We start from the raw sequence: 26,917 nt of genomic DNA on the forward strand, positions 1-26,917 counted from the left end.
GCCGGAATTCGCCCGTTTGCAGCCACCATGTGCACCCGCAGCAATGGCGGCAATCCACTTCGGTTTCGTATTCAATTTGTGCGAACGCAAAAAACATGGATTGCCAGAACAATGCTTTTGCGCGTAACTTTTCAGACCGGCGCGTGAATAAATACGACCAAAAGGGGAAACATGTCCGGTTGCATTCGTTTCATTCTGAACGAGCAGGAAATCGAAACGGGTGATTTCGGCCCGACCGATACGCTGCTGGACTACCTGCGCCTCAACCGGCGCCTGACGGGCACCAAGGAAGGCTGCGCGGAAGGCGATTGCGGGGCCTGCACGGTGCTGGTCGGACGTCTCGTCGGCGGGCGGCTGGTCTATGAAGGCGTCAATGCCTGCATCCGCTTCCTCGGCTCGCTGAACGCCACCCATATCGTCACCGTAGAGCATCTGGCGGCGAAAGATGGCGCGCTGCATCCGGTGCAGAAGGCGATGGTCGATTGCCACGGCTCGCAATGCGGCTTCTGCACGCCGGGCTTCGTCATGTCGCTTTACGGCCTGTGGCTTGCCAATCCCAAGCCCTCGCGCGAAGAGATCGAACGCGCCCTTCAGGGCAATCTCTGTCGCTGCACCGGCTATGAAGCCATCATCAAGGCCGCCGAACAGGCCAGCCTCTCGCGCCCCTCCGCCAGCGACCCCGTCTATGGCGGCCATGAGAAGGTGGCCGCCCGGCTTGAAGCATTGGCCGCAAGCGAAACGGTCGTCGTGGAAAAGGACGGCGAGCGCGCCATCCTGCCCGGCTCCGTCGCCGAACTCTGCCGCGTTCTGGCGGAAGAGGCAAAGTCCACCATCGTCGCCGGTTCCACCGATACAGGCCTTTGGGTGACGAAGCAGATGCGCAAGCTCGATCCGGTCGTCTTCATCAATCACCTGCCGGAATTGCAGCAGCTTGAGGTCAGGGACGACGGCATAAGGATCGGCGCGGGCGTGACCTATGCCGCCGCCTTCGACACGCTTTCCCGCGAAATCCCGGCTTTTGGCGCGCTCATTGCCCGCATCGGCGGCCAGCAGGTGCGCAACATGGGCACGATCGGCGGTAATATCGCCAACGGTTCGCCCATCGGTGACACGCCGCCGGCGCTTATTGCGCTCGGCGCCATCCTGACGCTGAGGAGCGCCGCCGGCACCCGCACCATGCCGCTCGAAAGCTACTTCATCGCATACGGCAAGCAGGACCGGAATCCCGGCGAATTTGTCGAGAGCCTCTTCATTCCTCACCCGCCGAAAGACAGCCATTACGCCGTCTACAAGATTTCGAAACGCCGCGACGAGGATATCTCGGCGGCCTGCGGCGGCTTCTTCCTCGAGCTGGAAGCCGGTAGCGTCAAGACAGTCCGCATCGCCTTCGGCGGCATGGCCGGCACACCGAAGCGGGCGAGCGCCGTGGAAGCCGCCCTCATGGGGCAGCCATGGACGGAAGCGACCGTGAAGGCCGCGCAACCGGCCTTCGACGCGGATTACCAGCCGCTGACCGACTGGCGCGCCACGGCCGAGTATAGGCAATTGACGGTCAAGAACCTGCTCTACCGCTTCTTCCTCGAGACGACCGGCCAGAAGCAGGAATTGCAGCGCTATCCCGATGCGGCGGAATGAGGGGACAAGCAGATAATCATGGACAAGACCACCTTCTCCCCCGCCGCCACGATCAAGGGCCCGATGCATTCCAGCCTGCGCCATGACAGCGCCCACAAGCATGTCACCGGCGCGGCGGAGTATATCGATGACATTCCCGAACCCGCCGGCCTGCTGCATGGCGCGCTCGGCCTGTCGGATCGCGCCCATGCCGAACTGATTTCCGTCGATCTCTCCGAGGTTGCGGCTCAACCCGGCGTCATCTGCGTGCTGACGGCAAAGGACGTTCCCTCCGTCAACGACATCTCCTCCGGCGGCTGGCATGACGAGCCGCTGATGGCGGAAACGAAGGTGGAATTCCATGGGCAGGTGATTTTCGCCGTCATTGCCGAAACCCGCGACATCGCCCGGCGCGCGGCACGGAAGGCGAAGATCGAGTATCGCGACCTGCCCCACTGGTCGGATATTGACGGCGCGCTTGCCGCCAATGCCCCTTGCGTGATCGAGCCGATGGTGCTGCATCGCGGCGCACCGGAAACGGAAATGGACAAGGCGCCACGCCGCCTTCAGGGCACGTTCCGCGTCGGTGGGCAGGAACATTTCTATCTCGAAAGCCATATCGCGCTCGCCATTCCCGGCGAAGACGACGAGGTGTCGATCTGGTGTTCCACCCAGCATCCAAGCGAAGTCCAGCACATTGTCGGCCATGTCATGGGCATCCCCTCCAACGCCATCACCGTCAATGTGCGGCGCATGGGCGGCGGCTTCGGCGGCAAGGAAACGCAAGGCAACCAGTTTGCAGCCCTTGCCACCATCGCGGCCAAGAAACTGAACCGCGCGGTAAAATTCCGCCCCGACCGCGACGAGGACATGACCGCCACCGGCAAGCGCCACGATTTCCGCGTCGATTACGACCTCGGCTTCGACGACGAAGGCCGCATCCATGCGGTCGAGGCGACGTTTGCGGCGCGCTGCGGCTTTTCCGCCGACCTTTCCGGCCCGGTTACGGACCGCGCGCTGTTCCACGCGGATTCCAGCTATTTTTATCCGCATGTGCGCTTCGCCTCGAAGCCGCTCAAGACGCATACCGTCTCCAACACCGCCTTTCGCGGTTTCGGCGGGCCGCAGGGCCTGATCGCCGGTGAGCGCTTCATCGAGGACATCGCCTATGCCGTGGGCAAGGACCCGCTTGAAATCCGCAAGCTGAACTTCTACGGCCAGCCGGGTTCGGGCCGCACGCTGACCCCCTATCATCAGGAGGTAGCCGACAACATCATCGCCCGCGTGGTGGCGGAGCTGGAGGAAAGCACCGATTATCAGGCCCGCCGCAAGGCGATCATCGCCTACAACAAGACAAGCCCCGTGCTGCGCAAGGGCATCGCGCTGACACCGGTGAAATTCGGTATCTCCTTCACCATGACCGCCTTCAACCAGGCCGGCGCACTGGTGCATGTCTATAATGACGGCTCCATCCATCTGAACCATGGTGGCACGGAAATGGGCCAGGGCCTCTACACCAAGGTGGCGCAGGTGGTGGCTGATGCCTTCAAGGTCGACATCGACCGGGTGAAGATTACCGCGACGACCACCGGCAAGGTGCCGAACACTTCCGCCACCGCCGCCTCCTCCGGCACCGATCTCAACGGCATGGCGGCATGGGATGCCTGCCGCCAGATCAAGGCGCGGCTGGTGACGTTTGTCGCCGAGACGTGGAAGGTGGCGGAAACGGAAGTGGAATTCCTGCCGAACCGCATCCGCATCGGCGCAGAGGAAGTCCCCTTCAACGAGGTTATCAGGAAGGCCTACTTCGCGCGCATCCAGCTTTCGGCGGCAGGGTTCTACAAGACGCCGAAAATCCACTGGGACCGCAAGGCGGGCCGTGGCCATCCCTTTTACTACTTCGCTTATGGCGCCTCGTGCTCGGAAGTCACCATCGATACGCTGACGGGCGAATATCTGGTGGACCGCACCGATATTCTCCACGATGTCGGCCGCTCGCTGAACCCGGATATCGACAAGGGGCAGATCGAGGGCGCCTTCGTGCAGGGCATGGGCTGGCTGACCACCGAGGAACTGTGGTGGGATGGCAAGGGCCGGCTGCGCACGCACGCGCCGTCCACCTACAAGATCCCGCTCGCCTCCGACCGCCCGAAGGTGTTCAACGTCAGGCTGGCCGAATGGTCGGAAAACGCCGAACCCACCATTGGCCGGTCCAAGGCCGTGGGCGAACCACCCTTCATGCTGGGCATTTCGGTGTTCGAGGCGCTGTCCATGGCGGTCGCCTCCGTCGCCGATTACCGCATCTGCCCCCGCCTCGACGCTCCGGCCACGCCCGAGCGCGTGCTGATGGCGGTGGAACGCCTGAAGGCGTTGTGATGGTTCGGGCGATGCGGCAAGAGTTTCCCCCCTCTACCCTGCCGGCCATTCTCATCGAGGTCATCGACGCGAGGGGCTCCACCCCGCGCGAGGCCGGCGCGTGGATGCTGGTGAGCGCCGACACGCTGCACGGCACGATCGGTGGCGGCGCTTTCGAATATATGGCGATCGATCACGCCCGCGCGCTTCTCGCCGGCAAGGCAACGGAGCTGCGCCAGGACATTCCGCTCGGCCCGGCCATCGGGCAATGCTGCGGTGGCTTCGTTTCGCTCGCCTTCGCTCCCTTCGATGCCGAGAGCCGCGCCCGGCTGAAAGCCCGGCTGCAGGCCGAGGATGCCGCCCATCCCGCTATCTTCGTGTTCGGGGCCGGCCATGTCGGCAAGGCGCTGGCGGCGGCGCTGCAGCCGCTTCCCTTCGCTGTCACCGTGATCGAGACGCGGGCGGAGGAACTGGATGGCCTACCGGAAGGTGTCGCCCGCCGGCTTGCCGCCCTGCCCGAAGCCGAAGTTGCTCAGATTCCGGCAGGCGGCGCAGCCGTCATCGTCACCCACGACCACGCGCTGGACTTCCTCATTGCCCGCGAGGCTTTGGCCCGCGACGATCTCTTCTATTGCGGCATGATCGGCTCGGCCACCAAGCGCGCCACCTTCTCAAGCTGGCTCCGGTCAGAAGCCGGGACGCCGGCCATGCTGGACAGGCTGGTGCTGCCGATTGGCGGCTCCGCCGTCCGCGACAAGCGTCCGGCAGTGATCGCCGCACTGGTTGCTGCCGAACTGCTGACTGCCGCCACGAAATTCTCCCTGCCCGCCCGGCATACCTCCCGTGCCGCGGTCAAGGAACAAACAAAGGGGAACTGAATGTTCGAATATCCCATCCTCTGGGAATGGCTGTCCTTTGCCGTTCGCTGGCTGCATGTCATTACCGCCATCGCATGGATCGGCTCGTCCTTCTATTTCATCGCCCTCGATCTCGGTCTGGTGAAGCGCCCGCATCTGCCCGAAGGCGTCTATGGCGAGGAATGGCAGGTGCATGGCGGTGGTTTCTACCACATCCAGAAATATCTGGTCGCACCCGGCACCATGCCCGAACACCTGACCTGGTTCAAATGGGAAAGCTACGTCACCTGGCTGTCGGGCTTCGCGCTTCTCTGCGTGGTCTATTACGGCGGCGCGGATCTCTTCCTCATCGATACCGATGTGATGGAACTGGCGAGCTGGCAGGCCATCCTGATTTCGCTGGTTTCGCTCACCATCGGCTGGATCTGCTACGATCTGCTCTGCAAATCGCCACTCGGCAAGAACACCTGGGGCCTGATGGCGCTGCTTTATCTGGTGCTCATCGCCATGGCATTCGCCTATACGCAGGTCTTCTCCGGCCGCGCCACCTTCCTGCATCTCGGCGCCTTCACGGCGACGATCATGACGGCCAACGTGTTCTTCATCATCATCCCCAACCAGAAGATCGTCGTCGCCGACCTGAAGGCGGGCAAAACGCCGGACCCGAAGCTCGGCGCGCAGGCCAAGCAGCGTTCGCTGCACAACAACTACCTGACGCTGCCCGTCATCTTCTTCATGCTGTCGAACCATTATCCGCTGGCCTTCGCCACCGCCTATAACTGGATCATCGCCGCCCTCGTCTTCCTGCTCGGCGTCACCATCCGCCACTGGTTCAACACCACGCACGCCCGCAAGGGCAAGCCTTACTGGACCTGGGTCGCCACCGCCGCCATCTTCGCTGCCATTGTCTGGCTGTCGTCGCTCGGCAACGGTGCGCCGAAGGCCGAAGAGGAACAGGGCGCGGATGCCGGCGCCGTCGCCCCGGCCTATGCCATGTTCGCCGCCGATCCGCATTTCGAAGGCGTGCGCGACCTCGTGCAGTCGCGCTGCGCCATGTGCCACGCGAAGGAGCCGCTGTGGGATGGCATGCTCCATGCGCCCAAATCCGTGAAGCTGGAAACCGACGCCGAAATCGCCCGCCATGCCCGCGAAATTTACCTTCAGGCCGGCATTTCGAAGGCCATGCCGCCCGGCAACGTGACTTATCTCACCGCCGAAGACCGCGACCTGCTGACCGCCTGGTATGAAAGCGCCACCGCCGGAAAGGCAACCGAATGACCGCGCGTCTGCTGAGGGGCCGCCTCCTTTCCTTCCACCGCATGCCCGAAAGCCTCGATGACCGGGCAAGCTACCTCTACGAGGAAGACGGCGGCCTGCTGATCGAGAACGGCGTTATTGCCGCCATCGGCGATTACGCGACAGTCAAGGCCGATGCGCCCGAGGACATTGAGGAAATCGACCACAGGCCGAACCTCATCCTGCCCGGCTTCATCGATACGCATATCCATTTCCCCCAGATGCAGGTCATCGGCTCCTATGCCGCCAACCTGCTGGAATGGCTGAACACCTATACCTTCCCGGAGGAGTGCAAGTTCGTGGAGACGGCGCATGCCGAACGCATCGCCGTGCATCTCTTCGATGAACTGCTGCGTCACGGCACAACCACCGCCGCCGCCTATTGTTCGGTGCACAAGGCTTCGGCAGACGCCTTCTTTGCCGAAAGCCTGAAGCGCGGCACGCTGATGATCGGCGGCAAGGTGATGATGGACCGCAACGCCCCGCAGGGCCTGCTCGACACGCCCGAAACGGGCTATGACGAGACCCGCGCCGTCATTGAGCAATGGCATGGCAAGGGCCGCAACCACGTGGCCATCACGCCGCGCTTCGCCATCACCTCCACGCCGCCGCAGATGGAAGCCGCCGCGGCGCTGGCCCGCGAGTTCCCGGATCTGCATATCCAGACGCATCTTTCCGAAAACGGCGAGGAAATCCGCTATACCTGCGAACTTTACCCGGAGGCCGCCGACTATACGGACATCTACGCCCGTTACGGCCTGTTGCGGGAAAAGGCGCTGCTCGGTCACTGCATCCATCTTTCCGAACGCGAGGCGGACGTGATGAGCGAGACCGGCGCGGTCGCCGTCCATTGCCCCACCTCCAACCTCTTTCTCGGCTCCGGTCTGATGCCGCTGAAAAAGATGATCCGTCGCAACAAGCCCGTGACGGTTTCGGTAGCGACCGATATCGGCGGCGGCTCCAGCTATTCCATGCTGCGCACCATGGACGAGGCCTACAAGATCCAGCAATTGCTGGGCGAGCGGCTGAACCCGCTGGAAAGCTTCTGGCTGATGACGCGCGGCAATGCCGAGGCCATCCGGCTTGCCGACAGCATCGGCTCGCTCGACCCGGGCACGGATGCCGACCTGGTAGTGCTCGATGCCCGCGCGACACCGGCCATGGCGTTGAAGATGGAAGTGGTCAATTCACTTGCCGAAGAGCTGTTTCTGCTGCAAACACTGGGGGACGATCGCTCGATCGCCGAAACATATGTCGCGGGAAAGGCCATGAAGTCCACCCTGCGGTAACAGCCTACCGAACCACCATGGCCCTGCAACTCTTCCTGAACCTGACAGTCGGCACGCTGATGATTGTGCTGACGGTTGCGATTCACACCTTCGGCCTGATCTGGGTCACGCAGATCATGCGCTGGGTGACGTCGCGTTTTCGCATTCACGGCCATCGCAGCCGCGTATTGGCCATGATTACGGTGGTCATGGGGATTTTCGCAATCCTCACCTGCGAGGTCTGGCTCTGGGCCTTCTGCTACTGGTTGATCGGCTTCATGAAGGATTTCCCGACCGCGCTCTATTTCTCCGTCTCGACTTTCTCCACGCTCGGTTATGGCGACGTGCTGCCCCATCCGGAATGGCGGCTGCTGGGCGGCCTTGAAGGTATAGACGGCTTTCTGCTCATCGGCTGGTCGACAGCCTATCTCGTTGCAGCCGGCGTTCGCGTCGGCCCCTTTCGCTCAGGCGAACATTTTTGATTGTCCCGGCATCCTGCCGGGAAGGAGACACCATGACCCAGGCCCTCGATATTGCCGACCTCAAGAAGAAGGCGCGCCGCCGCGTGCCGAAAATGTTCTTCGATTATGCCGATAGCGGTTCCTATACACAGGGCACCTACCGGGCGAACGAGGCGGATTTCCAGAAGATCAAGCTGCGCCAGCGGGTGCTGGTCGACATGACCAACCGTTCGCTGGAAACGACCATGGTGGGTCGCGCCGTGTCCATGCCGGTGGCGCTCGCCCCGACCGGCCTCACCGGCATGCAGCACGCTGATGGGGAAATTCTTGCGGCCCAGGCGGCTGAGGAAGCGGGCGTGCCCTTCACGCTGTCGACCATGAGCATCTGCTCCATCGAGGATGTCGCCGCCCACACGAAGACGCCGTTCTGGTTCCAGCTCTATGTGATGAAGGACCGCGATTTCGTCGGCAATCTCATCGACCGCGCCAAGGCCGCCGGCTGCTCAGCCCTCGTCCTGACGCTCGACCTGCAGATCCTCGGCCAGCGTCACAACGACATCCGCAACGGGCTGTCCACGCCGCCGAAATTCACCCCGAAACACATCCTGCAGATGGCCACCCGCCCCTTCTGGTGCCTCGACATGCTGAAAACCCAGCGCCGCACCTTCGGCAACATCGTCGGCCACGCGAAGAATGTTTCCGATCTCTCCTCCCTTTCCACCTGGACCGCCGAACAGTTCGACCCGCAGCTTTCATGGAAGGATGTGGCGTGGATCAAGGAACGCTGGGGCGGCAAACTCATCCTCAAGGGCGTTCTCGATGTCGAAGACGCGAAGATGGCCGCCGAGACCGGCGCGGATGCGCTGATCGTTTCCAACCATGGCGGCCGCCAGCTCGATGGTGCGCCATCCTCCATCTCCATGCTGCCGAAGATCGTCGATGCCGTCGGTGATCGTATCGAGGTTCACATGGATGGCGGCATCCGTTCCGGGCAGGATGTCCTGAAGGCGCTGGCACTGGGCGCCAAAGGCACCTTCATCGGCCGCCCCTTCCTCTACGGCCTCGGCGCCGGCGGCCGCGACGGCGTGAAGCTCGCGCTCGACATCATCCGCAAGGAACTGGACACGACACTGGCGCTGTGCGGCAAGCGGGTTATTGCCGACGCGACCAGCGAGATCATCGCGGAAAGCCCGTTTTGATGGTGCTTCCTCTGCCGCAGGGTCTATTCTTGCGAGCGACCTAGCCTCCTGCGTTCTCCCCCCTTGTGGGGGAGATGGCGACAGCCGGAGAGGGTATTACCCCGCATCACGAGCGAAGCAGGGCCGTTTACCGCACCCAGCCCGTCCTCAACGCGCTCGTCCAGTCTTTCAGGCCGGACGGTTCCGAAAGGGCGGCCATGGCCTCATGGTCGTATCGCACCTGCCGGAAATTCGGCTGCCAGCCGCGTACAGTCTTTTCGACAACCGCGTAGCAAGCGAACGGCGTTCCGGCCTCAGCCTTGTGATACCAGGGCTTGTCGTAGTCGTAGCCGGGGCAGCCGACGCTGCCAGGATTGACGAGGAGACGGCCATCGGAAAGCAGGACCGAGCGGGCGATGTGGCTGTGACCGCACAGGAGAAGCGGCTGTGTGATCCCCTCGGCAAACACCTCGATCTCCTCCAGCGTCTTCAGACGGAAGAAACCGTCCGGCGTCAGCGCCTCGGTCCAGTAGGTGTTGTCGTCCTGCGGGGTCGCGTGGCAGACATAGGCCTCGTCACGCCAGATCAGGCTGAACGGCAACCCTCTCACCCAGTCGAGATGGTCGGTCGAAAGCTGGCGATAGGCCGGGATTTCCCAGTCCCCCATCGCCTCGAACGGCCGGTCGATCAGCGCCCGGTCGTGATTGCCGCAAACGGTCGGAATGCCGCGGGCAATCAGCAGGTCCGCCGTGCGTCCCGCATCCAGCGGCCCGCTGAAGCAATCGCCGAGATTGACGATCTCGGTAATGCCCTGGGCGTCGATATCGGCCAGCACCGCATCCAGCGCTGCGGCGTTCCCATGCACGTCGGCGATCACGGCAAGGCGCATGGCTCAGCTTCCCCGATAGGTGGAATAGCTGAAGGGCGAAACCAGCAGCGGCACATGATAATGCGCCGTCGTATCGGCTATACCGAAACGGATGGGGATGATGTCAAGAAAGGGCGGTTCCGGCAGAACGGCACCGGTGGTGCGCAGATAATCGCCCGCATGAAAGATCAGCTCATATTCCCCGGCCACGAAACTGTCGCCGACAAGGATCGGCCCGCCATCCACACGCCCGTCCTCGTTGGTCGTCACGGTCTTGAGAACCTCGCGGCCTTTACCGTCGTGGCGCACCACATCGATGCGCATGCCCTTGGCCGGTTTTCCAAGCGCGGTGTCGAGAACATGGGTGGTCAATCCGGTCATGGCTTCGGCTCCTCGATCAGATAGGGCGTATCGAAAAAATACTCTTCCAGATTGTTGCCCGGTCCCAGCCGGTCTACCACCAGAAAGTCGCTGACCTCGCCAAGCGTCATCAGCGGATGATGCCAGGCATTGGCGCGGTAGTTCACGCCCTGATCGGCGCGGGCGAGAAAGACCCGCGGCACATCCGGAATGCCGTCGCGATCCTCCGAGACGACGACCAGAAACGGCCGGCCAGAGAGCGGTGAAAAACTCTGGCTGCCGAAGGGGTGCCGCTCCATCATGTTGACGATATAGGGAAACTTCCGGGGCTGCCCCCGGAAGATGTTGATGATGGCCTGAGCCCCCTCGCCATCGGTTTCCACCGTGGCCAGCGCATGATAGCGCTCTGTGGTGCCGCCATTGATGAGACGCATGGAGGCCGGGTCGGTCTCGATGACTTCGCCGAACGGCGCGAAGGCTTCCCGCGTCAACGGCTCGATGGGCCGGAAATCCTCCGCCATCGCATCAGGCCTTGTGGCCGAAGAGGCGCAGGCGGCTGATGCCGCCATCCGGGAACATGGCAAGCCGCACATGCGTCACGGGACCGATCGTCTGCACCTCCGACTTGTATTCATGGATATGGTCGGCCTTCAGCTTCTGGCGCGGCAGAAGCTCCGGCCAGCTTTCGGCAGCGGCGATCTCTTCCGGCGTGAAGTAATCACTGTGACCGGGCAGCGAAATGCCGCGAATTTCCGCGCCATCAGGGAAGTTGCCCTTGAAGTGCGCGGTATCGATCACGATCCGGTCGATGAGGCCGGAATGGCCGAGGCGGATGATCGCCCAGTCATGGCCGGGACCGCGGCGACGCGCGGTTTCCCAGCCATCGCCCATGTTGATGCCGCGGCCGGAGTTCAGGATCAGGTCCGGATGGCCGTAATGGGCGTCGGACCAGGCCAGCGACTTCGCGCCGTTGAAGATATAGGCAAGGTCGATTTCCTTGTCCGTCGGGATCTTCGACCAGTCCACATGCGCCGAGCCATAAACGCGCAGACGCGCCACACCGCCATCGGGATAGATATGCAGGCGCAGATGCGTCCAGACCTTGGTCTTGTCGGCCAGTTCGACAAAATGGTGGGCGCCGGGGCCGAGCGGATGCTTCGGCAGAATTTCCGTCCAGTCGCTCTCATCCGTCGGGTCGCCGTCTTCCATGAAACAGGCTTCGATGGAGCAGTGCGGCGGATAGTTGCCGGTGAAGTGGCTGGTATCGATGTCGAAACCGTGGATATGGCCGGCCATGGCCAGACGGATCACCGCCCAGTCATGGCCGGGAACGCGCTTGCGGCGGCTTTCCCAACCATCCATCCACTTGCCGTTCTCGTCATACTCGCCGGGCAGGAAGACCGCCGGATCGTCCTTCAGCATGCGCGAAAGCGGCGCGAAAAACTCGTCGGTCGTATAAAGCCCGCGTGCGCCGAGACGCGCCGAGGCAAGGTTGACCGCACCCTTGGCGAAATCGGGCACGGCAACGGTTTCAACTTCACTCATCTCAATCTCCTGGAAGCAAACTCTTCAGTCGCAGCAGCGCGATCCGCTCCACCTGCGCGCAGGCGGTGGTGAACTCCTCGTCGCGGCCGTTACGAATCCGCCGCTCGAAAGCGGCGAGAATATCGTCCTTGTTCAAGCCCTTCACCGCAATGATGAAGGGAAATCCGAATTTCTCAACATAGGCGTTGTTGAGTTCGGTAAAGCGTGCGTGTTCGGCGGCCGAAAGACGGTCGAGCCCGGCGCCCGCCTGCTCGTGGCGGCTGTCCTCAGTCAGTTCGCCGGCAATGGCCAACTTGCCGGCAAGGTCCGGATGGGCATTGAGGATACCGAGCCGCTCTTCATCGGAGGCCGCCCGGAAGACCATCACCAGCGCGCCGTGCACGGCGTCCGCCGTCAGTGGTTCGGCAATGGTACCGGCGGCCACCGCCCGTTCGGCAATGAAGGGCGAATGCTCGAATACACCGCCATAGGTCTCGACGAAGGCCTTTCCATCCATGCTCAGATCGTCTCCGGCTTGTGATACTGGTGCCAGTGTTCCGCGATCTCGATGCGCTTGGCAATCCACACCTTGTCGTGCGACTTCACATATTCGAGGAAACGGCGCAGCGCCGCGATGCGGCCGGGCCGTCCGACGAGACGGCAATGCAGGCCGATATTCATCATTTTCGGCGCGCCTTCGGCTCCTTCGCGGTAAAGCTCGTCGAAACTGTCCTTCAAATAGGTGAAGAACTGGTCGCCCGAATTGAAGCCCTGCGGCGTTGCAAAGCGCATGTCATTGGCTTCGAGCGTGTAGGGAATGACGAGATACGGCTTGCCGTCGATGCCTTTCACCCAATAAGGCAGATCGTCGGCATAGGAATCGCAGGAATAGAGGAAACCCTCCTCCTGCGTCAGGCGCAGCGTATTTTCCGAAGGCTTGCCCTGGTAAAGGCCAAGCGGACGCTCGCCCGTCAGTTCGGTGTGGAGGCGCACGGCCTCGCGAATGTGCTTGCGCTCTTCCTCCTCGGAAAAATCCTTGTATTCCAGCCAGCGATAACCGTGGCTGGCGATTTCCCAGCCGGCTTCCTTCATGGCGGCCACGGCTTCCGGATTACGCGCCATGGCAAGCGTCACACCATAAACCGTCACCGGCACATCCAGCCCGGTAAACAGCCGCCACAGCCGCCAGAAGCCGGCGCGCGAACCGTATTCGTAGATCGATTCCATATTCATGTTGCGCTGGCCAGGCCAGGCCGCCGCGCCGACGATTTCCGACAGCAGGTTTTCCGAGGCCGGATCGCCGTCCATGATCGTGCTCTCGCCGCCCTCCTCGTAATTGATCACGAACTGGAGCGCGACATGCGCGCCGCCCGGCCATTTCGGGTCCGGCGCATCGCGCCCGTAGCCTACGAGATTGCGGGGATATTGATCGGAAACCATGGAGACCTCGACTTGGAAAAGTAAAGGGAAAGGCGGGAATCCGGCATACAGCGTATACAACCGGCTCGGAGATTGCCGACAATATATCGCATCATCGCCGCGCGACAAGAGCGTGGAGCGGTCTTTACCGGCTTTCGGCCAAAGCAATATGGCTGGCCGTCAGGAAGCTTTCCGGCACCGGCAAGACATTGCCTTTAACGGCAGCAAGTGCTGATTTTGCAAGCAGATGCGCCAACCCGAAACTGACCTTGAAGCCACCGGCCATGGCGATGATTCGCGGGTGATCGGGATGCGGCCCGACCATCGGATCGCGGCCGATGGCCTTGGGTCGCAGGCCAGCCCAGCGCTCCACGACGGGCGCGCCTTCCAGCGCGGGAACGATGGAGGCCGCCTTGGCGATCAGCAGATCGATCTGGCCGTCACAGGCGAAAGGATCGTCGAAAGCCTCCTCGCTGGTGGAACCGATGGCGACATGGCCATCCTCATGCGGAATGACGTAAAGCCCGCCGAAGAAGATGACCGGAAAGGCCGGATCGACCGAAGCCTTCAACAACGCCGATTGCCCCTTCACCGGCTGGCCGAGCGGTCTGGTGGGTGAGGCGCTCATTGCTGCCAGCATCGGGAAGGCCTCATGGCCTGCCGCAACGATCGCATGGCCGAAACGCAGCTCGCGCCCACCGCCGAGCAAGGCCATGCCCGCCGGATCGAGATGGACCACCCGCGCCTGTTCCAGAATGCGGACATTCGTCTGCATCCGCAGCCAGGCGATCAGCACCGCCGTCACCCGGCGCGGGGCAGCACGCGCCGCCAGTGTATCGAACACGAAACCATGCGCACCCGCATCGGCCCGCACCCAGTTCTCCACCGGCGGCGTATCCAGCACATGCCAGTGAAAACGCCGTTCACCGGCCTGCCAGACAGTCTCCGCATCCGCCTGATGACGGAGCGCGATGTCACGCAGATGCGGCTTCGGCAAAGGCACCAGACGACCGGAGCGACGGTAGCCGGCGGAAAGCCCGGTTTCGGCCTCCAGCGCGGCCACTTCAGACTCCAGTGAAACCAGAGCATCGAACTGGAACTGCTTCTTTTGATTCCATTTGTCGGGCATGTGCGGCATCAGCGCGCCAACAACGCCGTGGCTTGCCCCCTGCCCCAGCGCGCCGGCATCGACCAGCAGCACCTCAGCGCCAGACCGCGCCGCCTCCACCGCCGCCCAAAGCCCCATGACCCCGCCGCCGATCACGAGAATATCGGTGGTCAAAGAGGATTGACCGTCGGGCAAAGCGGGATTATCGGCAGAAGACATGAGCACCCCGTTTCCGGATCACCCACCCGCAACAGGCGATCTCGCCCTCGAATGGTTCGATGGCGATATGCCCTATTCCCCGCTTTTTGGCGATCATTTTTATTGTCGGGCGGATGGACGGCTGGAGTGCGGCCATGTCTTCATCGCCGGTAACGGTCTGCCCGAACGCTGGATGAAGGCGGGCACATTCCGCATCGGCGAGCTTGGTTTCGGCACGGGCCTGAACCTCTGCGAGACCTGGCGGCAATGGAAGGCAACACGTCTGGCAGATGGCCGTCTCCACTTCACCTCATTCGAGCTTTACCCGATGCCCCGCGCCGCCATCGACAAGGCGCTTGCCCGCTGGCCGGAAATCGATGTCGAGCGTACGACGCTCACCGCGCTCTGGCCCGACACCCCCACGGGCACGATCACACTGGACCTCGACCCACAGACGCGGCTGACGGTGGTCTGCGGCCCGGCGATGGACGGATTGGCGAACTGGCCCGGCGAATTCGATGCCTTCTACCTCGACGGTTTCGCGCCCTCGCGCAATCCGGATATGTGGTCTGAGGAACTGATGCGACTGGTCTTCGCTCGCACGGCCACGGGTGGCAGCTTCTCCACCTATGCCGCCGCCGGCTTCGTGCGGCGCAATCTCACGGCTGCCGGCTTTGCCGTGGAGCGCCCGGCGGGCTTTGCCGGCAAGCGGGAAATGCTGCGCGGCACGAAGGCCGGCTAAAGCATTTCCAGCCGAAGCGTGCCCGCTTCAACCTCAGGCAATGCTGCAAAACAAAGGGATAGAGAATTTCCGGTGATCCGGTAATCACCGGGACTCTAGAACGTACTTTCCGTGCGCGGGCCATCGTAAGCTTCGAGACCGAACCATCGCCGGATCTTGCTTTCCAGAAGCTCCGGGCTGATGGGCTTGGAGAGATAATCGTCCATGCCGCTTTCAAGGCAGAGATCGCGGTCGCGCTCCAGCGCGTGCGCCGTCACGCCGATGATCGGCACATGCTGCCCCGCCCCTTCCTCCGCCTCGATCTGCCGGATGAGACGGGTCGCCTGATGACCGTTCATCACCGGCATGGAAACATCCATGAGGATGATCGAGGGGGCATCGGTGCGCCAGGCTTCGACGGCCTCCTGTCCGTTATTGACGATGCGGAAGGAAAGGCCGGTGGCCTGCAGGATCTGGGTGAACACGATCTGGTTCACCTCATTGTCCTCGGCAACGAGAATATCGAGTCCGCCGGAGCGCAACGGCAGGGAGATCGCCTCGGGCAGCGGGGGCAGATTGGGGACTGCCGGCGCGAGCGCCAGATCGGGCACCGCTTCATCGCCGGTCACGCCGCGGCGCAACCGGGCGGCCCGCACCACATCGATAACCGTGGTGCGCAGAAGATCGACACGCGGCGGCTTCATGAGATGGGCGCGTACATTGAGCGAGGCGAACAGGCTCTCGCTGCCGGCGGCCTCCATAGAAGTGAGGAAAATAATCGGAATGGCGGCATAATGCGGATGATCGCGCATCCGCTCGGCCATATGGACCGCCTCGTTGCCGTTCATCGGAAAATCGCTCAACACCGCATCCACCGTGATCCCGGCATCGCGCGCCGCCTTCAGAATGGCGCAGGCCTCGTCACCGCTGCCGCAGGCGACGGCATCGAAACCCCAGCCGGAAAGCTGCTCGGTGAGGATCTCCCGGTTCACCGCGTTATCGTCGAGAACGAGAATATGCGCGCCGCGCACATTGACCGGCAGCGGTCGCGGCGCCTGCCGCTCGCCCGCCACCTGGAAGGGAAGCGTGACGGTGAAAATCGAACCCCGGCCGGGTTCGCTATGCGCCGTCACAACACCGCCGAAGAGATCGACCAGACCGGCCGTAATCGACAGGCCAAGGCCCGTACCCTCATGCCGGCGCGTGCTGGAGGAATCCACCTGGGAGAACTTGTCGAAGATCGACTGCATCTTGTCCGCAGGAATACCGATGCCGGTGTCGGCGATCCGAAGCGTCAGCATCTGGCGTCCGTCATCGATGGGTTCGAAGCGGAAATCGATGAGGACATGGCCCTTCTCGGTGAACTTGACGGCGTTGCCGACGAGATTAGTCACGATCTGGCGAAAGCGCCCCGCATCGCCGATCACCACATGGCGATGGCCCTCCGCACCGCGCACCACCAGTTCGATATCCTTCTGGGTGGCGGAGGTCGACAGCAGCGAGGCCACGTCCTCGATCGCCTCGACGGGATCGAAGGGCAGGCTGCGCAGCTTCATCTGCCCGGCGTCGATCTTCGAGAAATCGAGGATGTCGTTGATGATGGTCAGAAGCGCATTGCCCGATTTCACGATGATGTCGGTAAACGTCTTCTGGCGCGGATCGAGATCGGACTTGGCCAGCAGTTCCGCCATGCCCAGCACACCGTTCATCGGGGTGCGGATTTCATGGCTCATATTCGCGAGGAATTCCGATTTTGCCCGGTCGGCGGCTTCGGCCCGGTTCAGCAGGCGCGTCAATTCCTCCTCACGCAGCTTCATCTCGGTCACGTCGGTAAAGATGGCCAGCCAATGATCGAGGCCGGACAGGTTCACCTCGAAATGCAGCCATGTCTTGCCGCCGGCGTGGAAGGACGTGGTGATGGATTCGCGACGACTGATGCGCTCCTCCCAATCGCGCAACAGCGCCGTGGCCTCCTCCTGCGTGCCGAAATCGCCACGGGCAGCCAGATAACCGAACATATCGCGCCAGGCCCGGCCGGGAGCCAGCATTTCGGGCGGAACATGCATCATTTCCGGCAGAGCATCGTTCGAAAGCTCGATAATGCCATCTCGCAGAATAAGAAGCCCCTGCGACATCACGCTGGTCGCGTCACGCATCAGCGCGCCAAGCCGCTCCAGCGCCGCCTGTGCCTCATGGGCTTCCTGCTCACGCTTGCGCACGGCGGTAATGTCGTAATTGGTCTGCAGATACTTGCCGTTCGGCAGGGCCATATTGGAAATGATCAGCACCTTGCCGTCGCGCCCGACCACTTCAAAAGGCTCCTCCGAACGATCGGTGAAGCTGCGGACACGGGTTTCGTATAGGGCATCGAAATCCTGGTCGAGCGACCCGTAAGCGCCCCGCTCGAAATTGATCCGCACGAAATCCCGATAGGGCCGACCGATCAGTTCTTCAGGATAATCGCCGACCCAACCGTGATAGAAGGCATCATTGGCGTAATCGACGATAAAATCGGAATCAAGGATCATCACCCCGACAGGCAGGCTGTGCAGGATCGTTTCAATCTCGCCGCGCAGCTTGTCGGCGTGACTGCGCGCCTCGACAAGCTCGTTCTCACGCACCTTGAGCAACGAGACATCCGTGATCGACCCGACCACGAAAGGCTCACCGCCCGGCGCCTCGATCCGGTTGAGGCGGGTTATGATCGGCAGGGCACGATCGCCGACGAACACGACTGCCTCGGACTTCTCGATCGGCTCGCCGGTGTCGATGACGTGACGATTTTCGGTGCGAAACCGTTCCCACGCGGCGGGGAACATTTCCTTCTCATCCTTGCCAAGAAACTTGCTGCGGTCGTCGCCCAGAATTTCCTCGTAAGCGGCATTGGCATAGGTCAGGCGACCAAAGTCATCACGCAGGAACACTGCCACCGGCAGGCCTTCCAGCGCCGATCGGTAGATCTCCGTCGCCCGCACCTGCTCGCGCAGCAACTCTTCCTGCCGCTTGGCCTCGGTCACATCGTTCGTCACCACCAGCAGCCCGCCATTTTCGAGACGGCGGGAAATCAGCCGGACGTAGCGACCGTCCGGCAGGCGGTCCACATGCTCGTGGTCGTCATTCTCATGCGAGGCGATACGGGTGTTGATCCACGCATCCCGATCGGCGGGCGCCTCTCCCTCCGCGAACACGCCGTAGTCCCAGAAGCGCCCGAGAATGTCGTAGAGAGAATGGCCGGGGCCAATGTCCTGAAGCACGGGTTTGTAAAACCGCTGTTCCGTGTCGTTCTGGTAGACCAGGACGCCATCGGCATCGAACAGCGCAATCCCGATTTCCGCGACATCGAAGGCATGCCCGGCAAGCAGCATGTCCGGAAAATTCTCGAAGCCCTGCGACACAGCCGGCCGATCAGGGCCATCAAAGATATTCTCCACCCCGGCGACAGGGGCAACCGGAAGCCGCTCCGTCTCTTTCGCGGCCTCGCTTTGGCGAAGGGCAGAGCCCCATTCCATCACGCCGAACACGTAAAAGCGGTCGTCTTCGGTAATGAAGCGCTCGATATCCAGCACATGCCGCCGGCCCGAGCCGGGTTCCGTCACGAAAGTACTTTCCTCCGTGCCGAAGACCAGCGTGCGGCGTTCGCGGTCCTCGCGCATGCCGCAGTCCTCTTCCCTGAGGAAATCCTCGGACACGCGACCGGGAAACTCGGAGACGGAACGGCCCACAAACCGCGCATAGGCCTCGTTGACGGCAACGTAGCGCAACTGGCTGTCCTTCACGAAGGCAGGCAGAGTGAGCCCCGCAATGCGCGTGCAGGCAATGTCGAGCAACCCGCTTTCCGCACCGTTCACCGTCAAACCATCCTTTTACGCATCAACCGGAGAAAAGCCGTGAATCGGCCTATCCGGGATTACTGACAATTTTCAGAATACCGGCTCACGCTTCTGGCGCAACTACAACAAATTTTATGTATATTAAGCCCACAGATTTCGCCCCGCCTTCGAAAATATCGGCGTGATTCAGCCCGCAAAGACACGCGCCCAAATGCCGCAACCCCTGCTGCAGGCTTGCGAGCCGACGTCAAAGGGGCGAAAAGCGAATCATCGGCAAGGACGATCCGGCTTGAGCGCATGAGCGAAGAAACGACCACACTCTACGAAGCCATTGGCGGCGACGCGACCGTGCGGGCGCTGACGGCCCGCTTCTACGAGCTGATGGCGACCCTGCCCGAGGGCGCGGCTTCGCTTGCCGTTCACCCGCCGGACCTGACGAACGCCCATGACCGCCTCTACGATTACCTCACCGGCTATCTCGGCGGTCCGCCGGTCTATGTGGAGAAATATGGCCACCCCATGCTGCGCCGCCGTCACTTCATGGCGGAAATCGGCCCCGCCGAGCGGGAATCCTGGCTGTTCTGCTTCCGCAAGGCGCTGGAAGAAACGGTTGCGCACCCCACCCTGCAGGAAATCATCTGGCAGCCTGTCGAGCGGCTCGCCCACCACATGCAGAACAAGGAATGACGATGAGGGCCTGCGATACCATCGCCCGCCTCACCCTGTTTCTCGCCGGCCTTCTCGGCGCGACGGGCATCGGGCTGGCAGCGGCAGCCAACCACCTCGATGATCCGCGCGGATTTTCGGCGGCGGCAACCGTGTGCCTCGCCAATGCACCGGCATTGATCGGCCTTTATGCGGTCAGACCCTCGTTGCGCCTTGCACCGCTCGCCGCGCTGGTCATTGCCTGTGGCGCCCTGCTCTTCACAGCCGATATGCTGCTGCGCCATTTCTATGGGATGCGCGTCTTCGCCATGGCCGCACCGACCGGCGGCATGCTGCAGATCGTCGGCTGGTTGATCGTTGCCGTCAGCGCCCTGCTGCCGAAGCCGACGGCCTGACGCGCGCCGGAAAGCGGCAGATTTCGCAGAAAAGCAATACAGGCCGCCGAGGCGCGGCCTTGCCCTGAGCCGGGAACGGAATGATCTCGGCGGAGCGCCCCGCACGGGCCTCTACGAGAGCCGCAAGCTCCGGCGCGGAAGCGCTGCCGGACGCCCTGACCAGCCGGTGAAAGCCGATAAGGGTCACCCCGCCCGGCGCAAGTCTCTCAGCCATCCGCGCGCGACCGCTCGTTCATCGTCTGAAGCGCCCGTTCAAGGCTCGACTTCGAACCGTTGCGCAGCGGAATGAAGGTCTTGCCGAACTTCTTGCAGCCGCTTTTCACCCGAAGGCAGGCATCGTGGCTGATGCAATCGATGGGGCAGAACACGCAGTCCACCGAGGGCAGAACCGTATCGATGCGCGAGACGGCTTCGCGCAGCCCGCCATCGTGGTGGATGAGTTCCGCACCGAAATCGCTCGCGATCTGACGCAGATGCGCCACCTGACAATCGCGTCCACCGACATACAGGAAGCTGCGGACATCCGCTGCGGCCTTGGAACCGCCCTCACCCGCTGCCGTTGTTTCTCGCTGCGCACCGCCCTTGGCGGCCTTCGCCTTCATTTTCTTCGCCATCTTCAATCCCGTCGTGTCGTCTGGTGAAACCGGGGTAAAGGCCCGGCCCCGCCGGCGGCTTTGGCCGGATGTCGCGCACCATATTTAAGTGGAGTATTCAAGTAAAGTATAAACTTGAGTTTTTAATTCACCAATTTCAGCCTCGCATTTGAACGTCTGGATGACCCCGATCTCCGTTGAATCAGACTATCAAAAGCCTGAATCAACGCATGGGAAAATGATGCCAATTAATTGAAAGAAATAGTTTTTATTTCCGAACTTGAATCAGTTCGCGAAGCCGTTTCGCCCCCATGCATTTTTAAAAATTTTACCGATTGATAAAAATTTACGCCGTGCTACCGTTTGCATCAGGTTGTTCACATAAAAGAGGGAACGTCGATGGAACGACTGCAAAACGGAGTAGCCGCCGGGAGACTGGACGCGGCTGCTTACGACGCAAATTTTTCCGATCTCCACCCGCGCTTCGAAAAGCACGAAGCGCTCGTTGCAGCCGACCGCTGCTACTTCTGTCATGACGCCCCGTGCATGACGGCCTGTCCGACGGCAATCGACATTCCGATGTTCATTCGCCAGATCTCGACGGGCAATGCGCTGGGCGCGGCCAAGACCATTTTCGACCAGAACATTTTCGGTGGCATGTGCGCCCGCGTCTGTCCCACCGAAACACTGTGCGAACAGGCCTGTGTGCGCAACACGGCGGAAGAGCGCCCGGTCGATATCGGCCGCCTGCAGCGCTACGCAACGGACACGGCCATGGATGCCGGCCGCCAGTTCTACCGGCGCGCCGAACCGACCGGCAAGACGGTCGCCGTCGTCGGTGCCGGCCCGGCGGGTCTCGCCGCCGCGCATCGCCTTGCGGTGAAGGGCCATCAAGTCGTGGTGTTCGATGCCCGCGAAAAGGCCGGCGGCCTCAACGAATATGGTCTGGCCGCCTACAAGGCCGCCGACGATTTCGCCGCCCGCGAGATCGCCTACATTCTGGAAATCGGCGGCATCGAAATCCGCACCGGCCAGAAGCTCGGCACCGATTTCGCCCTGAGCGACCTGACGTCGAAATATGACGCCGTCTTCCTCGGCCTTGGCCTCGCCGGCGTCAACGGCCTCGGCATCGAGGGTGAAAGCCTCGAAGGCGTCGAGGATGCGGTGGAGTTCATCGCCGGCCTGCGTCAGGCAGACGATCTTTCGACGGTTTCCGTCGGTCGCCGCGTCGTCGTTCTCGGCGGCGGCATGACCGCCATCGACGCCGCCATCCAGTCGAAGCTGCTCGGCGCCGAAGAAGTGACGATCTGTTACCGGCGCGGCAAGGCGGAGATGAACGCCTCCGAATACGAGCAGGAGCTCGCGGCTTCCAAGGGCGTCTTCATCCGCCACTGGCTGAAGCCGAAGGCCATTCTCGGCACGGACGGCAAGGTCGCCGGCATCGAGCTTGAGGGAACGGCGTTCAGCGACGGCCGCCTCGTCGGCACCGGCGAGACCGGCGTCATTGCGGCGGACATGATCCTCAAGGCCATCGGCCAGAAGCTCTCGACCGATGGCATCGCCACGCTGCGCATGGAGGCCGGTCGCATCGTTGTCGATGAGGAAGGCCGCACCTCGCTGCCGAAGGTCTGGGCAGGCGGCGATTGCGTTGCCGCCGGCGAGGACCTCACCGTCACCTCCGTCGCGCAGGGTCGCGACGCCGCTGAATCCATCCACAGCGCGCTGACGGTTGCGGCCCGGCCCGCCGTCGCGATTGCCTGAAAGGGAGAGTGAACCATGGCCGATCTCCGCACGGAATTCGTAGGCATCAAATCGCCCAATCCCTTCTGGCTGGCATCCGCGCCGCCCACCGACAAGGCCTATAACGTCGAGCGCGCCTTCAAGGCCGGCTGGGGCGGCGTGGTCTGGAAAACGCTGGGCGAGGAAGGCCCGCCGGTCGTCAACGTCAACGGCCCGCGCTACGGCGCGATCTGGGGCGCCGACCGCCGGCTTCTGGGTCTCAACAACATCGAACTCATCACCGACCGGCCGCTTCAGGTCAACCTTCAGGAAATGAAGCAGGTCAAGATGAACTGGCCGGATCGGGCGCTGATCGCCTCGATCATGGTGCCCTGCAACGAGGAAAGCTGGAAGGCGATCCTGCCGCTGGTGGAAGAAACCGGCGCGGACGGCATCGAACTCAACTTCGGCTGTCCCCACGGCATGAGCGAGCGCGGCATGGGGGCCGCGGTCGGTCAGGTGCCGGAATATATCGAAATGGTGGTGCGCTGGTGCAAGCAGTACACCCGCATGCCGGTCATCACCAAGTTGACGCCGAACATCACCGACATCCGCAAGCCCGCCCGCGCGGCCAAGGCCGGTGGCACCGATGCCGTTTCGCTCATCAACACCATCAACTCCATCGTCTCGGTCGATCTCGACAATTTCGCGCCGAGCCCGACGGTGGGCGGCAAGGGCACCCATGGCGGCTATTGCGGCCCGGCGGTGAAGCCGATTGCGCTAAACATGGTGGCCGAGATTGCCCGTGATGCGGAAACCTACGGCCTGCCGATCTCCGGTATCGGCGGCATCACCACCTGGCGCGACGCCGCCGAGTTCATTGCGCTCGGCTGCGGCAATGTGCAGGTCTGCACCGCCGCCATGACCTACGGCTTCAAGGTGGTTCAGGAAATGATCACCGGCCTGTCCGACTGGATGGACGAGAAGGGGCATCGCTCGATCGCGGACATTCAGGGCCGCGCCGTGCCGAACGTCACGGACTGGCAGTACCTCAACCTCAACTACATCGCCAAGGCGCATATCGATCAGGATGCCTGCATCAAGTGCGGCCGCTGTCATATCGCCTGCGAGGACACCTCGCACCAGGCGATCACGGCGATGGTGGATGGCGTTCGCCACTTCGAGGTGATGGAAGACGAGTGCGTTGGCTGCAATCTCTGCGTCAATGTCTGCCCGGTCGAGAACTGCATCACCATGGTGCCGCTCGATGTCGGTACGCTCGACCAGCGCACCGGCAAGCCGGTCAGCCCCGACTATGCCAACTGGACGACACACCCCAACAACCCGATGGCTCGCGAAGCCGCGGAATAAGGAAGCGACAGGGGGGGCCAACGCCTCCCCTTTTTCATGGGCAGGGCAACGATTATCGCCGCAGGTTCCACGCGGAAGAAGCGACCGCAATATGCAGCGTCAGGCCGCGCTTGGCCTCAGAGAGAATGCAGGTCTGCGTCTTCTCATCGAGCAGCGTCGTAATATCCCGGTCAAAGTCGCCGGTACTGCGGCCCTCGGACTTCATCTGCACCGCCACGGCAAAGCCCTCTATCAGCCCGCGCCGCTCTTCACCCGCAATCCGCCCAGTTTGCGGCGCACAGCTTCGCACGGCCTCGTCAAGATGACGATAGACCGTCTCCGGCTCCTTCGCGAGCAGGCTGGTGTAGCGCGTCGAGAACGGCACTTCATGGGCCTTGTCCACCGACGTTATGAAATAGGTTCCGGAGCCGCCGACCGCCGCCAGCAGCAGACCGGACAAAATCGCCAAACGCATCATGCACCCGCAATTTCGAACAGATCACGGCAAGCATAGGTCGCAGACGTTAACAGGCCTTTACAAATCAATACCCCGGCCTACCAGGACAGCAAGGCCCTGAGCGTCGGCGTCTTCTTGAAGATATGCCCGTCCATGCGCGCCAGAAGCCGGTCGAGCAGCGACACCGCCTCACCGACGGCCGGCCCCTTGTTCAGCATCACGCACTCGGCCCGCGCGGCCATGGCGGCATCCGTCATTTCCCCGCGGGACGGGAGACCGTCCTTGACCAGATCCTCCAGCACCTGCGTTGCCCATATGGCAGGGACGCCTGCCGCCTCGCAGATCCAGAGGATTTCCTCCTGCATTTCGGCGACACGCTCGAAGCCGATCTCGGCAGCCAGATCGCCGCGGGCGATCATCACGCCGAAAGGCCGGCCGCCCCGCGTGGCGCGGGCAATAAGCGCTGGCAGGTTGTGAACGGCGCGCGGTTGTTCGATCTTGGCGACAAGCCCCAGCACCCGCTCGCGTGGCCCGTGGCGGGCCAGCGCTTCGTCCAGCAGGTCGATGTCCTCGGGACGGCTGACGAAGGAATAGCCGATCATGTCGGCGCATTCGATCACGGCGGCAAGATCGGCATCGTCCTTGCCGGTCAGCGGCGAAAGATCGAGTTCGGTATCGGGCAGGTTCAGGCCCTTTTCGCTCTTCAGCTTCGCGCCGCCCGCCTTGGTGTGGGTCACGCGCATCACCGCCTCACCGCCACCCACGCTCTCCACTATACCTTCCAGCCGGCCGTCATCGTAGCGCACGCGGTCACCGGTCTTCAGGTGCAGCACGATTTCCGGCAGCGAGACGGAGGCCGAGAACGGCACGGTGTCGTCCGGCCGCGCCGGGCCGGCAGCCACCAGCCGCACAAGATCGCCGACGCCAAGCTTGCCCTTGCGCACGGCCAGCACGTTTTCGGTGCGGATCTTCGGCCCGGCAATGTCCATCAGCACGCGAATGTCGCGGCCCGTCGCCACGCCCGCCGCCCGCGCATGGCCCGCCAGCTTGCGCCAGGTATCGGCATCGTCATGGGCGCAATTGATGCGGGCGCAATCCATGCCGCGCTTCGCAAGGTCCAGCAGGAAGGCAGGATCGCTTGCCGCCTCGCCGGGCAACGTCACCATGATCCGTCCGCGGCGGTGCGCTGCGGGCGAACCGAACAGGCTGTCGGTCGCCTCGGCCAGTCGCGCCTCGCCGGCGAAGAACGCCTTTTCATCGGGCGGCCCATAGGGACTGACGCGCCCCGTTATCGAGGAAAGTGCAAAGAGCACCGCATCGAGCGTCGGCAGGACACGGCTTTCCAGCCGCCCGAGCGAGGAAAGCCCAAGCGGCATCAGCCGCCTTTGCAGCGGGCGCAGATCATGGCGGCGCAGCGAAAGATAATGGCCGAGATTGGCCAGGCCGGGTGTCAGGGTCTGCCCTTCCGGCACGAAGGCGGGCTGTTCCGCGAGTGCAACCCGCAGGCTGAGCACCTCATCCAGCAACGCCAAGTGCAGCCTGCCATCGAAACCAGTCCCGTCGCTCATCGCCTGTCCCCGCTTTTCCAGAGGTCATGACTGTATGGCGCGCGGATTACAATCCCATGAAGAGCGGTTGGGCGCAGATTGGCGATTCGGGCGCGACAAAGGCACAGTTTCCTGAACGGACGACCATTCCTTCGCCGCGAGAGGCCTGCGCATTTCGTCGCAGGCTTGCGCTTGCCCAAATCCACGCCGGCTATGAACAGGCTACCCGCCTGGCCGTTGACCCAGATCAATGGGCACCACACCCCCAACCGCAAGATACGCGCACCCGGCCGCTGGGGACGTGAAAACACGGGCGGCCGCGCATCAGGAGAGAAGTTCGATGAATTCGCATTGGAAACTACCGCTCGCAGCCCTTGCTGCCGCCCTGCTGTCCGGGTCTGCCCTGGCCGCCGATCTGTCGTCGGGCGGGCCGACCGGGATCGATATCGTCAGCCCATGGCAGGTTCGTCTGCGTGCGCTGGGCGTCTTGACGCAGGATTCCGGTTCCGTTGACGGTGTTGCCGGTTCCGATGTTTCTTCATCGAACAGCGTCATTCCGGAACTCGATATCTCCTACTACTTCAACGACAATATTGCGGCTGAACTCATTCTCGGCACCACCCGCTCCCACATCCGTGGCGAAGGAACGCTGGCGGGTGTGGATGTCGGCAAGACCTGGCTGCTGCCGCCCACGCTGACCCTGCAATATCACTTCACCAACTTCGGCGCCTTCAAGCCTTATGTCGGGGCAGGCGTGAATTACACGATGTTCTACAGCCAGAAGGCGGCCGGCGGCACGGTGACCGACCTCAACGTCAAGAACACCTTCGGCGCGGCCCTTCAGGTGGGTGCCGACTACATGATCAACGACCACTGGGGCCTCAACGTCGACGTGAAGAAGCTTTACCTGCGCCCGGATTTCGAACTGAACGGCGGTGCCCTGACCGGCAAGGCCAAGCTCGACCCCTGGCTGGTCGGTGCGGGTCTCACCTACCGCTTCTGATCCCGAACGGGCGAAGCCGCAAAAACCGTGACTTCTACCCCGATCCGTACCATTTGCCCGTCAGGCGTCCTTTCGGCTGCCTGACGGGAATGCTATTGAGGGCCGAAGCATCATTCGAGTTTTCGGTAGC

25 protein-coding genes are annotated in these 26,917 nt (G+C 62.7%); 13 read left to right on the forward strand and 12 right to left on the reverse strand.

All coding sequences use genetic code 11. The features are described 5' to 3' along the window. Positions 1-171 precede the first annotated feature (171 nt). Genes xdhA through GGQ66_RS02145 form a run of 7 tightly spaced genes read left to right on the forward strand, consistent with a single transcriptional unit; the run spans position 172 to position 9,050 of the window. Complete coding sequence (xdhA, locus tag GGQ66_RS02115) at positions 172-1,635, forward strand: xanthine dehydrogenase small subunit (protein ID WP_183788923.1); 1,464 nt, start codon at positions 172-174, stop codon at positions 1,633-1,635. A gap of 18 nt (positions 1,636-1,653) precedes the next feature. Further along, positions 1,654-3,990, forward strand: coding sequence for a xanthine dehydrogenase molybdopterin binding subunit (gene xdhB, locus GGQ66_RS02120; RefSeq protein ID WP_183788925.1), 2,337 nt, complete (start codon positions 1,654-1,656; stop codon positions 3,988-3,990). Then, complete coding sequence (xdhC, locus tag GGQ66_RS02125; protein ID WP_183788927.1) at positions 3,990-4,847, forward strand: xanthine dehydrogenase accessory protein XdhC; 858 nt, start codon at positions 3,990-3,992, stop codon at positions 4,845-4,847. Before xdhB ends, xdhC begins: the two co-directional genes overlap by 1 nt. After that, positions 4,848-6,104: a urate hydroxylase PuuD gene (locus GGQ66_RS02130; protein WP_183788929.1), complete on the forward strand. Its 1,257-nt coding sequence runs from the start codon at positions 4,848-4,850 to the stop codon at positions 6,102-6,104. Next, entirely contained in the window at positions 6,101-7,411 is a 1,311-nt protein-coding gene (guaD, locus tag GGQ66_RS02135; RefSeq protein ID WP_183788931.1) for a guanine deaminase, read from the forward strand. The genes GGQ66_RS02130 and guaD overlap by 4 nt, the downstream gene beginning before the upstream one ends. A gap of 17 nt (positions 7,412-7,428) precedes the next feature. Beyond that, positions 7,429-7,872 (forward strand): potassium channel family protein, encoded by a 444-nt coding sequence (locus tag GGQ66_RS02140; RefSeq protein WP_183788933.1) that lies wholly within the window; start codon positions 7,429-7,431, stop codon positions 7,870-7,872. 32 nt (positions 7,873-7,904) lie between these two features. Beyond that, positions 7,905-9,050, forward strand: a complete 1,146-nt coding sequence (locus GGQ66_RS02145) for an alpha-hydroxy acid oxidase (RefSeq protein WP_183788935.1) — start codon at positions 7,905-7,907, stop codon at positions 9,048-9,050. 127 nt (positions 9,051-9,177) lie between these two features. Here GGQ66_RS02145 and GGQ66_RS02150 read toward each other — a convergent pair whose 3' ends face one another. The 7 genes from GGQ66_RS02150 to GGQ66_RS02180 all read right to left on the reverse strand — a co-directional run bounded on the left by GGQ66_RS02150 (position 9,178) and on the right by GGQ66_RS02180 (position 14,527). Then, complete coding sequence (locus tag GGQ66_RS02150; RefSeq protein WP_183788937.1) at positions 9,178-9,918, reverse strand: metallophosphoesterase family protein; 741 nt, start codon at positions 9,916-9,918, stop codon at positions 9,178-9,180. Positions 9,919-9,921: 3 nt separating this feature from the next. Continuing rightward, a complete protein-coding gene (gene uraH / locus GGQ66_RS02155) occupies positions 9,922-10,278 on the reverse strand; it encodes a hydroxyisourate hydrolase (protein WP_183788939.1) in 357 nt (118 codons plus the stop codon). Then, a complete protein-coding gene (locus GGQ66_RS02160; protein WP_183788941.1) occupies positions 10,275-10,778 on the reverse strand; it encodes an ureidoglycolate lyase in 504 nt (167 codons plus the stop codon). Before GGQ66_RS02160 ends, uraH begins: the two co-directional genes overlap by 4 nt. A 4-nt stretch (positions 10,779-10,782) precedes the next feature. After that, entirely contained in the window at positions 10,783-11,802 is a 1,020-nt protein-coding gene (gene alc / locus GGQ66_RS02165) for an allantoicase (RefSeq protein ID WP_183788943.1), read from the reverse strand. 1 nt (position 11,803) lies between these two features. Further along, positions 11,804-12,298 carry a 2-oxo-4-hydroxy-4-carboxy-5-ureidoimidazoline decarboxylase gene (uraD, locus tag GGQ66_RS02170; RefSeq protein ID WP_183788945.1) on the reverse strand — a complete coding sequence of 165 codons (495 nt, stop codon included), beginning with the start codon at positions 12,296-12,298 and terminating at the stop codon, positions 11,804-11,806. A 2-nt stretch (positions 12,299-12,300) separates the two neighbouring features. Then, positions 12,301-13,221: an allantoinase PuuE gene (puuE, locus tag GGQ66_RS02175; protein WP_183788947.1), complete on the reverse strand. Its 921-nt coding sequence runs from the start codon at positions 13,219-13,221 to the stop codon at positions 12,301-12,303. A 124-nt stretch (positions 13,222-13,345) separates the two neighbouring features. Beyond that, the gene (locus tag GGQ66_RS02180) at positions 13,346-14,527 is read right to left on the reverse strand and encodes an NAD(P)/FAD-dependent oxidoreductase (protein ID WP_183788949.1); all 1,182 of its coding nucleotides are present in this window, start codon (positions 14,525-14,527) and stop codon (positions 13,346-13,348) included. Between GGQ66_RS02180 and mnmC2 the strand changes: the two genes are divergently transcribed. Continuing rightward, complete coding sequence (gene mnmC2 / locus GGQ66_RS02185) at positions 14,526-15,248, forward strand: tRNA (5-methylaminomethyl-2-thiouridine)(34)-methyltransferase MnmC2 (RefSeq protein ID WP_183788951.1); 723 nt, start codon at positions 14,526-14,528, stop codon at positions 15,246-15,248. The two genes, GGQ66_RS02180 and mnmC2, sit on opposite strands and share 2 nt — an antisense overlap. A gap of 95 nt (positions 15,249-15,343) precedes the next feature. Here mnmC2 and GGQ66_RS02190 read toward each other — a convergent pair whose 3' ends face one another. Beyond that, positions 15,344-19,075, reverse strand: a complete 3,732-nt coding sequence (locus GGQ66_RS02190; RefSeq protein ID WP_183788953.1) for a PAS-domain containing protein — start codon at positions 19,073-19,075, stop codon at positions 15,344-15,346. A gap of 279 nt (positions 19,076-19,354) precedes the next feature. On the opposite strand from GGQ66_RS02190, the gene GGQ66_RS02195 reads away from it, so the two are divergent. Together GGQ66_RS02195 and GGQ66_RS02200 are read left to right on the forward strand one after the other, a co-directional pair. Next, positions 19,355-19,744 carry a group II truncated hemoglobin gene (locus GGQ66_RS02195; RefSeq protein ID WP_183788955.1) on the forward strand — a complete coding sequence of 130 codons (390 nt, stop codon included), beginning with the start codon at positions 19,355-19,357 and terminating at the stop codon, positions 19,742-19,744. Next, a complete protein-coding gene (locus GGQ66_RS02200) occupies positions 19,741-20,118 on the forward strand; it encodes a DUF423 domain-containing protein (protein WP_306414054.1) in 378 nt (125 codons plus the stop codon). Before GGQ66_RS02195 ends, GGQ66_RS02200 begins: the two co-directional genes overlap by 4 nt. Before the next feature lie 206 nt (positions 20,119-20,324). Here GGQ66_RS02200 and GGQ66_RS02205 read toward each other — a convergent pair whose 3' ends face one another. Next, complete coding sequence (locus GGQ66_RS02205) at positions 20,325-20,732, reverse strand: DUF2325 domain-containing protein (RefSeq protein WP_183788957.1); 408 nt, start codon at positions 20,730-20,732, stop codon at positions 20,325-20,327. A gap of 264 nt (positions 20,733-20,996) precedes the next feature. Then, positions 20,997-21,245, reverse strand: coding sequence for a hypothetical protein (locus GGQ66_RS22985; RefSeq protein ID WP_237358787.1), 249 nt, complete (start codon positions 21,243-21,245; stop codon positions 20,997-20,999). Here GGQ66_RS22985 and GGQ66_RS02210 point away from each other — a divergent pair. Together GGQ66_RS02210 and preA are read left to right on the forward strand one after the other, a co-directional pair. Beyond that, complete coding sequence (locus GGQ66_RS02210) at positions 21,147-22,472, forward strand: NAD(P)-dependent oxidoreductase (RefSeq protein ID WP_237358775.1); 1,326 nt, start codon at positions 21,147-21,149, stop codon at positions 22,470-22,472. The two genes, GGQ66_RS22985 and GGQ66_RS02210, sit on opposite strands and share 99 nt — an antisense overlap. Before the next feature lie 15 nt (positions 22,473-22,487). Further along, positions 22,488-23,801 (forward strand): NAD-dependent dihydropyrimidine dehydrogenase subunit PreA, encoded by a 1,314-nt coding sequence (gene preA, locus GGQ66_RS02215; RefSeq protein ID WP_183788962.1) that lies wholly within the window; start codon positions 22,488-22,490, stop codon positions 23,799-23,801. 52 nt (positions 23,802-23,853) lie between these two features. Here preA and GGQ66_RS02220 read toward each other — a convergent pair whose 3' ends face one another. Together GGQ66_RS02220 and GGQ66_RS02225 are read right to left on the reverse strand one after the other, a co-directional pair. Beyond that, the gene (locus GGQ66_RS02220) at positions 23,854-24,258 is read right to left on the reverse strand and encodes a hypothetical protein (protein WP_183788964.1); all 405 of its coding nucleotides are present in this window, start codon (positions 24,256-24,258) and stop codon (positions 23,854-23,856) included. 77 nt (positions 24,259-24,335) lie between these two features. Continuing rightward, positions 24,336-25,805 carry a pyruvate kinase gene (locus GGQ66_RS02225; RefSeq protein ID WP_183788966.1) on the reverse strand — a complete coding sequence of 490 codons (1,470 nt, stop codon included), beginning with the start codon at positions 25,803-25,805 and terminating at the stop codon, positions 24,336-24,338. Positions 25,806-26,124: 319 nt separating this feature from the next. Between GGQ66_RS02225 and GGQ66_RS02230 the strand changes: the two genes are divergently transcribed. Further along, a complete protein-coding gene (locus GGQ66_RS02230; RefSeq protein ID WP_183788968.1) occupies positions 26,125-26,787 on the forward strand; it encodes an OmpW/AlkL family protein in 663 nt (220 codons plus the stop codon). The last annotated feature ends 130 nt before the right edge of the window (positions 26,788-26,917 follow it).

Origin of the sequence: Allorhizobium borbori (assembly GCF_014196535.1) — a bacterium.
Taxonomy (GTDB): domain Bacteria; phylum Pseudomonadota; class Alphaproteobacteria; order Rhizobiales; family Rhizobiaceae; genus Ectorhizobium; species Ectorhizobium borbori.